This is a genomic window from Longimicrobium sp. (assembly GCF_036399255.1).
Taxonomy (GTDB): domain Bacteria; phylum Gemmatimonadota; class Gemmatimonadetes; order Longimicrobiales; family Longimicrobiaceae; genus Longimicrobium.
Genome location: NZ_DASWNM010000152.1, coordinates 1 through 5,081, shown reverse-complemented (window position 1 = coordinate 5,081; position 5,081 = coordinate 1). Strand labels below are relative to the sequence as shown.

Annotated in this window: 4 protein-coding genes; all 4 read right to left on the bottom strand. The window is 66.2% G+C overall.

Annotated elements, in window-relative coordinates:
- Positions 1–207: 207 nt before the first annotated feature.
- The 4 genes from VGC13_RS29395 to VGC13_RS29380 all read right to left on the bottom strand — a co-directional run bounded on the left by VGC13_RS29395 (position 208) and on the right by VGC13_RS29380 (position 4,937).
- Positions 208–1,011 (bottom strand): carbon-nitrogen hydrolase family protein, encoded by an 804-nt coding sequence (locus VGC13_RS29395; protein ID WP_331128905.1) that lies wholly within the window; start codon positions 1,009–1,011, stop codon positions 208–210.
- 196 nt (positions 1,012–1,207) lie between these two features.
- Positions 1,208–1,771, bottom strand: a complete 564-nt coding sequence (locus VGC13_RS29390) for a hypothetical protein (RefSeq protein WP_331128904.1) — start codon at positions 1,769–1,771, stop codon at positions 1,208–1,210.
- 164 nt (positions 1,772–1,935) lie between these two features.
- Positions 1,936–2,214 carry a hypothetical protein gene (locus tag VGC13_RS29385; RefSeq protein WP_331128903.1) on the bottom strand — a complete coding sequence of 93 codons (279 nt, stop codon included), beginning with the start codon at positions 2,212–2,214 and terminating at the stop codon, positions 1,936–1,938.
- A gap of 170 nt (positions 2,215–2,384) precedes the next feature.
- On the bottom strand, positions 2,385–4,937 hold the full coding sequence (locus VGC13_RS29380) for a class I SAM-dependent DNA methyltransferase (protein ID WP_331128902.1): 2,553 nt from the start codon (positions 4,935–4,937) through the stop codon (positions 2,385–2,387).
- Positions 4,938–5,081 lie beyond the last annotated feature (144 nt).

The following is a 5,081-nucleotide window of genomic DNA, read 5'->3' as shown; positions in this document are numbered from 1 at the left end:
CCGCCCGTGTCGTAGCCGCAAGGTAAGCACGGGCTACCGCGTCTGCCCTCCAGCAAATCCGACAGTAGATTCCTCGGCCCTGCAACCTCTGGTGTGAAAGCAGGCTACGGCGTGGCCGGGCCTCGGAATGACAGCGCTGGTAGATCTGCCTGGATGCGCAGCGTCGGATTCTTAAACACGCTGTCAGGGGATGGATACCGCGCTGGCTCAAGCGGGTGCGGCTTCCTGGTAGCGATCCGGGGCGTACCGCGTGGCCAGCAGCCCGGTCGCCTGTGCCGGGTCGATGGCCTGCACCAGCACGCCTTCCTGGCCGTACGGCAGGTACGCCTGGCACTCGCCCGAGGGGGCGATGAGGCTGGTGGCCGAATCCGGAAAGCGCAGCGCGTAGTTGACGCTGGCGAAGTAGATGGTGTTCTCGCGGCTGCGCATCATCATCGCCTTTTCGTAGTAGGGCGAATCCGCCGCGCCCCACTCCGCCGGACTGGCGCCCTGCGTCTCGCCCCCGGTGAGCTGGGGATGAAAAACGATGCTGGCGCCCCGCACCGCCGCCCAGCGCACGGTCTCGGGATAGCGCCACCCTTCGTGGCAGATGCACACGCCGAAGCGCACGCCGTCGATCGTAAAGAGCCGGCGAGTGTCGCCGGGGACGTAGAACGGGTCCTCGCTGGGATCCAGCTGGTTCTTGGTCTGGCATCCCAGCACCGTGCCCCGCGCGTCGATGACGTACGCGGCGATCTGCCGGCCAGCATCCGTGAACCGCTCCATCCCCATGATCACCGCCACCCCGTGCGTCCGCGCGGACTGCGCCACCGCCTGCAGCGCCCGCTCCTGCTCCGCCACGTCGAAGGGGCACACCTCGAAGTCCTGCCCCCGCAGCCCCGGCAGGTACGCTTCAGGAAAGCACACGATCTGCGCGCCCTGCGCCGACGCCTCGCTCAGCAGCCGATCGACGCGCTCCAGCCCATCATCCAATGAAGACGCGGGGCGGGGCGATGCCAGGCCCACGATCATCCCACACCCCCGCATCCACGGGGAACACGATCATCAAAAGCACTCGACGACGAATCTTGAAACATACATGCTCCTCGTCAGGAGAACGGATTCTTGTTCACGAATGGAGAACACGTCCGTGGCGGCTCTGCGGCGGCGGTGGGGGAGCAGCCGCACCGCTGCCTGCCTGAAGGCGTTTCACGAGGGCCGCTCCGGGTCAGTAGACGGCGTTGAGCAGTTCCTCCGCGGGCAGCCAGCCGTCCGGATACTTGCGAAGCACCCGTACGGTAAGGTCGCCGCACAGGTAGCCGCACACCACGTTCTGGTACACGACGGCGACGGTGCGGCCGCGGTTGAACCCTACGGCCGAGAGCTGGACGACCGAGGCGCTGTCCGCAAGCCTGTGCGGTGCGCGGTCGCGGGTCGACCGGAAGATGGCGGCCACACTGTCGGCGGAGATGCGCGTCTGGCGGTCCGAGATGCGTACCTCGGCCGGCACCGGCCCAGGCGTGCCGCCGCGGGCCACCAGGTCGTCCACGGCCTGCTGCACCTCGGCGAGCAGGCGCATCCTCTCGGACCTGGCCGGGTCGATCCGCACCTCGAACATCTCGCTGGTGACAGGCTCCGTCACCTCCTGCAGCAGCACGCGCTCGGGAAGGCTCGCCGGATCCAGGCTCAGAAAGGCCTCGTACACCGCCACGGCGTCGGCTTCGGCGGAGCCGGAGGCGGCCCTGGAGCAGCCGCACGCAGCCAGCAGGGCGAACGTGGCGATCAGACGCATGGGAACTCCGGTGGATGGATACGCCCGCGGCGCGCACGTCCGGTGCGCCCCGCCGGACGAAAGCGAGCGCACCGTGGAATCCGATTCACGGGGATCGCGGGCGGCCCGCATGGGTTTGCCCGCGGAGGCCGTACCTCCGGGAATCGCCCGCGGAGGGATGGCCGTTACCGCATTCCCGTCACCAGGGCGACCACGAGAAGAACGAGAAGAACAACGCCGAGCCCCACGAGCCAGGGACGTCTGGAGGAACGCGGCGGCGCATCGGGTTCCGGCGCGGGGCCTCCGGCCTGCGTCACCATCACCTGCAGCAGCGGAAACAGATCCTCCGCGGTGAACTCCGTTCCGTACCCGCCGTTCTCCAGCGACGCCCGCGCCTCCGGCTCTCTCGCGATCCAGGCATCGAGTTCTTCCGGCGTCCGTGCAATCTCGCCGTCGCGGACCATGCGCGCTGCAGAGGCGCGGGTGGTGTCGCGGACTTCGTTGGGAAACATGTATCGCGGCGGCCGCATCGCAATCCCCCTGCGCAGGTGTGGCTTTTACCTCTGTGGGATGCAGAGGCAATTGACACGCCCGCCCTGCGGCCCTGGAGCAGGCCGATCCGTCGCGACCGCGCTCACAGCGGCTCGGCGACGGCCGCGTACCGGCCCTCGCCCACCAGCCGCAGCTCGCCCACCATCACCAGCGTCTCCAGGTGGCGCGCCACCAGCGGCACGGGCGCGCCGGCAAACGTGCCCGCCACCTCCGCCGGCGTGGCGGGGGCGGTGGATACGGCCGCCTTGGCCGCGCCGATCTGGTCGATGGCGCCCGCCGGCCAGGGCTGCCTGTCGGCCACTTTGGCTACTTCGGCGACCGGGGCGTCGGGCAGGTCCAGCGCGGGCTCGGCGGCGGGCGCGGCGCCGCCAAAGCGCGGCACCTGGTACTCCGGCCGCAGCCAGCGGATGATGCCGCGCTTTTCCTCTTCCACGCGCTCGTCGTGAAGGGCCACCAGGTGCTCCAGCACCTCTTCGCGCTCCATGGGCCAGGGCCAGCCGTACGCCCGCGCCACCAGCCGGTCCAGTTCGTCGTGCAGGTCGCGCAGCACGCCGCACGCGGCGATCTCGTGCACGGCGCGCTCCTTGTCGGTGAGCTTGTCGCCGCTGCGCAGCTTCTCGACCACGTTGTACATCCCCGTCATCGTCACCCGCTCGTCGCGGGCGATGGCGTCCTTGCGGTGCTGGTCCAGCCGCTCCGCCACCCGCCCGATCTCCTCCCGCAGCTCCTGCGGCGGATCGGGAAAGGGGAAGGGGTCGAAAGTTAAAGCCTTCTGATATCGCGGACGATCTTCGAGTGTCCCGCCGGCAGCCAATGACCAGCGAACATGTATCGCCGATGACAGAACGCCAAGATGGTATGCATCTGCCGTCGCAATGCACACCACAGAGTGTTCGGCCGCCGTTTCCGCTGAAAGAAAAAGAAACATTCGGTGCTTTGCAGTTTCGACGGTTGCAATGTACCGAGACAAACTGGCGGATGCAGCACGAAATCCCGTACGCGTCTCTCCGAAACGCCACCAGAACCTTGCGTATGCATCGCGTTTGTTTGCAGACCGGCCCGGCATTACTCGCGTGCGGATGAGGTCGTAAAGAACGGGAAATTGAAGTGCTTGATCTTCATCCGCCACGCCGAAATCAATGGTCCAAATCCCACGGGGACGGGTAGTGAGATCGCGGCCGTTCACGATCATCCTCACCACACCACGATGCCTTGGGTCAAGGTTCAGCAACCGCTCCCCTTCTTCCAGAGATAGGCGGAATCCCTCGCCCACCAGCGTAAATCCCTGCGAGGCAAGTCCTTGATTCGCAAACAGAGGTGTCGCCGCAGCCCCCGCGACATCGGCACTAATCGTCAAGTCCGCATTTAGTCGGGGAACTTGGATCTCGCGCTGGATCTTCCCGTCATCATCGACAAAGACCAAGGCTGCGCCTGCGGCATCCTTAGCGATTACGGTTATCGCGATGCGAACAGCCGCGCTACCCGTATCATCGACCCAAGGATGATCCGCCGCCGCCCATACCACTTGGACACCGCGCGTTATCGCATCGTCAATAATTTCCCGATTATGACGTTGCGTAATCGTGTTCGTCGTAATCAACCCAGCACGCATACCTCCGCCGCCGGCCAATGCCTGAGCCGCACGATACCACCAGTACATCACGTAATCGGCATTGTCGGGAACTTCTGAATAGCTCGCCCGCAGCGCGTCGATGTACCCGTCTCCGAATGCCTCTCGCTGACGCCCTCGTCCCAGATACGGTGGATTGCCGACGATGAAATCCGCCTGCGGCCACGGGGCGGGACGCGGATTCGTATACATGCTGTACACCAGCCGCGCGTCCGGATCGGGGACGAGCTTGCCGGTGACGGGGTGCAGGATGCGCGGCGTGGGATCGGGACGCGACTTCTCCGGCACCTCCACAATCTCGTCCCAGGCGAGCACGGCATCGCGCAACTCCAGCGTGCCGGTGTCCTTGAGCACCGGCTCCGGCGGATTGACGCCCTTGTGGTGCTCCATCCAGAACTGATGGTAGCCAATCCACAGGGTGAGCTCCGCGATCTCGCGGGCCCATGGCTTGACCTCGATGCCGTGGAACTGCCAGGGGCCAACCTCTTCGATCTGGAGGTCCGGATTGCCGGTAATCTCCTCGATCGTCCGGAGCACCTCCAACTCCAGCCTTTTGACAAGGTGGAGGCAAACGTAAAGGAAGTTTCCACTCCCACAGGCGGGATCCAGGAAGCGAAGCCCGCGTAGCCACGTATGGAAATCGCGCAGTTCCTTGAGGGCGGCGGCCGCATTCTTCTTCTTTCCGGTCGCGCGCAGTTCCGCGGCATGCGCCTGCACGGGCGCCCAGCGCTCGCGCAGGGGCACGTCCACCGTCTGGCGCACCACCCGCTCCACGTACTCGCGCGGCGTGTACTCCGCGCCCAGCCGGTGGCGCTCCTTGGGATCGAGCGCACGCGTAAGCAGCGTGCCGAAGATGGTGGGCTCCACCTGCCGCCAGTCCGCCTGCGCGGCTTGGTGCAGCACCGCCACATCGGCGCGGGTGAGCGGCAGGACTTCGGCATCGCGGAAGAAGTGGCCATTGAAGCGCAGCAGCTTCCAATTCCCGAAGCGCTTCCCCTGGTCCATCGCGACCCACAAGTCTTGGATCGCCTCCGCGAGGTCGGCAAAGTCCTCCGGGGCTACACCAGATGCATCTGCCTCCTCAGCGGCAGGGGCATCACGCCGGGAACGTTTGGCAGATGGGGGGGGGGGGGGGGGGGTATATTAACA